The organism is Vibrio sp. 10N.261.52.A1 (assembly GCF_002876325.1).
GTDB classification, from domain to species: domain Bacteria; phylum Pseudomonadota; class Gammaproteobacteria; order Enterobacterales; family Vibrionaceae; genus Vibrio; species Vibrio chagasii.
This window is the reverse complement of the sequence record NZ_MCYD01001190.1, coordinates 1-2001: the sequence shown is the minus strand read 5'-3', so window position 1 is coordinate 2001 and position 2001 is coordinate 1. Positions and strand designations below refer to the sequence as shown.

3 protein-coding genes are annotated in these 2001 nt (G+C 43.7%); all 3 read right to left on the bottom strand.

Features of this window, described 5'->3' with window-relative positions:
• Nucleotides 1–410, bottom strand: a 410-nt coding sequence (locus BCT81_RS25350) for a MarR family transcriptional regulator (RefSeq protein ID WP_102426256.1), incomplete at its 3' end; no start/stop codon positions are given.
• Nucleotides 388–1362, bottom strand: coding sequence for a CDF family Co(II)/Ni(II) efflux transporter DmeF (gene dmeF, locus BCT81_RS25345; RefSeq protein WP_102426255.1), 975 nt, complete (start codon nucleotides 1360–1362; stop codon nucleotides 388–390). The genes BCT81_RS25350 and dmeF, both read right to left, overlap by 23 nt.
• Nucleotides 1363–1583: 221 nt before the next feature.
• Nucleotides 1584–2001 (bottom strand): substrate-binding domain-containing protein (locus BCT81_RS25340; RefSeq protein ID WP_198596959.1); only part of this gene is annotated, 418 nt, incomplete at its 5' end.

Here is a 2001-nt window from a genome sequence, read left to right as displayed (position 1 = left end):
GCTTTCACCATTTGAGTTAAGCACTTCAATAGCACCGCTTTGTCTTGTTCTTCTATGCCTTGGGTTAGCTCATTGACGAGATTTAGGTGAAGTTGGTTATGGTGAACGTGGATCTTTTGCCCTTCACCAGTCAAAGCAACCACAATTGCTCGTCGATCAGTTGGGTGCTCATGACGTTCAATCAACTCTGCTTTTACCAGCTTCTCAATTTGAACAGTAAGCGTGCCTGTTGTGATACCAAGCTTTTCAGCAAGCTCTTTCATTCTTAGCGCGCCATGCATGCCCAATACTTCAATCGTATGGACCTGTGCGAGCGAGTAACCCGTTTCTTTAACAACGGATTGTTCCCACGAAGACATTTTGTCGTAGAACTCAGTCAATATTTGGTTAAGCTGTTCTATGTTTTGCATGGCCGTTTGAGTGCACTTCAAGAGTAAGATGATTTATCTTATCAAACTTGGCGAGCATTTGTTTATATTCAGAAACGGATTTATCACTGATTGATTCAAGAGTAATCGCTGCTGAATAATGATGACCACTCACCTTCCACATATGAAAATCTGTAACGAAAGCATAAGGCGATAACGTTTCGATCACCGAGTCACGGTATTCCTGGTGGATATTTTCATCGAGTAAGATTGGGCTAGTCTGTTTCATAAGGTTCATAGTCCACTTAGCAATAACCAGCGCGCCGACCATCCCCATCACTGCATCTAACCAGTTCCAACCATAAAACTTACCAAACAGCAGTGCCACAATTGCAAGTAACGACGTTAGCGTATCCGCCAAAACGTGCATATACGCAGCGCGCAGATTGTGATCATGATGATGGCCGGTGTGACTATGATGATGCGTATCTTCATAGCTATGTGAGTGACCATGCGAATGCCCGTGAGCGTGTCCATGATCATGGTCGTGATGGTGATCTCCCAACAAGAACATACTAACCACATTCACTGTAAGACCGATACAAGCGACGATAATTGCTTCGTTAAATTGAATGGTTTGAGGGTTGAACAAACGATGCACCGATTCCACCAGCATCAACAGAGCCACAATCCCCAAAGCAATAGCGCTGGTGTAGCCCCCTAGCACACTCACTTTACCTGTACCAAAAGAGAAACGAGCACTATCAGCATGTTTTCTTGCATAGCGATAAGTAAACAAAGTGATGCCAAACGCTGCTGCGTGTGTCCCCATGTGCCAACCATCTGCAAGCAATGCCATCGAGCCATACACAGTACCTGCGATGATTTCGATAAACATGGTCGTGACAGTCAGTAACAGGACATAGAAAGTGCGCTTTTCACCTTGGCTGTTATGTGAAGTGAAGTTGTGTTGGTGATGGGTTGTAAAGCTCAAAATGGTGTCCTTAGTCTTATGCTCAAAGTTGATGTCACTGATCAGTCAAACTACTTTGATGAACAAGTAGTTTGATCATCAAATCAATATCGCTAAATTTAGTTTGATAATCAAACATTGTCAATGCGGTATTTCCTGTGACGTATATGGCAGCGACAAAAAAGCCCACATACAGTGGGCTCAGAATCGTTTATTGGTTGTTATGCGAGTTTGCTGCGACGCTAATCAACGCCTTTTTGTAGCAATGTAATCTCATCATTCACCCATCCTAAAAGTTGCTTTGTGGCTTTCGACAACACCTGGTTCTGCCTGACAATGTAACCAAGGCTAGTGCTAGAGAAGTTAAGTAGTGGTGTGACTTTCGATTTGAGGTGTGGCTTGGTCGATATAGCGAACTCAGGAATGATGGCAACGCCAAATCCCGCTTCAGCCCAGTCAATTTGTGCATCAACACTGCCAACTTCCATCACTCTGTAATTAGGAAGATTCAGGCTAGGAAGTCCTTCGTCGATAAAGTCTCGAGTTCTTGTATCGTGACCCAGTAGGATCAAGGTCAGTTCAGGCTCGATTTCATCATTCTGAGTATCATTATCCTTTGAATTGTCAGAATTTTGAGGATCCAAACCATCTCCTAGTGCC